Below are 1,025 nucleotides of genomic sequence, written 5' to 3'. Positions count from 1 at the left end.
ATCGGCTCGCTGCTGCTGATCCTGGCCATGTTCGAAGGCTTCTTCGGCTACTCCCTGCCCGATGACCTGCTCTCGGGCACCGGCGTGCGCGCCGCCCTCTCGGGCATCTCCATGGGCATCCCCGTCATCGGCACCTGGCTGCACTGGGCCCTGTTCGGCGGAGACTTCCCCGGCGAGATCTTCATCCCCCGCCTCTACGCCCTGCACATCCTGCTCATCCCCGGCATCATCCTGGCCCTGATCGGGGTCCACCTGGCCATGGTGTGGTTCCAAAAGCACACCCAATTCCCCGGCCCCGGCCGCACCGAACACAACGTCGTCGGCGTACGCGTCATGCCCGTCTTCGCCGTCAAGTCCGGCGCCTTCTTCGCCATGACCGTCGGCATCCTGGGCCTCATGGGCGGCCTGCTGCAGATCAACCCGATCTGGCAACTGGGCCCCTACAAACCCTCCCAAGTCTCCGCCGGCAGCCAACCCGACTTCTACATGATGTGGACCGACGGCCTGATCCGGCTCTGGCCAGCCTGGGAGTTCTACCCCTTCGGCCACACCATCCCCCAACCCGTCTGGATCGCGGTCCTGATGGGCGTGGTGTTCGCCCTGCTGACCATCTGGCCGTTCCTGGAGAAGAAGTTCTCCGGCGACACCGCCCACCACAACCTGCTCCAACGCCCCCGCGACGCCCCCGTGCGCACCGCCATCGGCGCCATGGCCATCGCGTTCTACATCGTGCTGACCTTCGCCTGCATGAACGACATCATCGCCCTGAAATTCCACGTCTCGCTCAACGCGACCACCTGGATCGGACGCATCGGCATGGTCGTGCTGCCCGCGATCGTCTACTACCTCACCTACCGCTGGGCGATCAGCCTGCAACGCAGCGACCGCGCCGTCCTCGAACACGGCATCGAAACCGGCATCCTCAAACGCCTACCCCACGGCGCCTACATCGAACTACACCAACCCCTAGGACCCGTCGACGACCACGGCCACCCCATCCCCCTGCACTACCAAGGCGCCGCACT

The 1,025-nt window shown here is 65.5% G+C and carries 1 protein-coding gene; it reads left to right on the top strand.

The genetic code is table 11. The annotated features are described in order from the left end of the window. The coding region (locus SBI80_RS28140) for a cytochrome b (protein WP_318978437.1) at positions 1 to 1,025 on the top strand (1,025 nt) is incomplete at both ends.

The organism is Mycolicibacterium sichuanense, from assembly GCF_033741125.1.
Lineage (GTDB): Bacteria > Actinomycetota > Actinomycetes > Mycobacteriales > Mycobacteriaceae > Mycobacterium.
The sequence above is the reverse complement of the archived record's forward strand: the minus strand, read 5'-3'. Positions and strand labels throughout refer to the sequence as shown.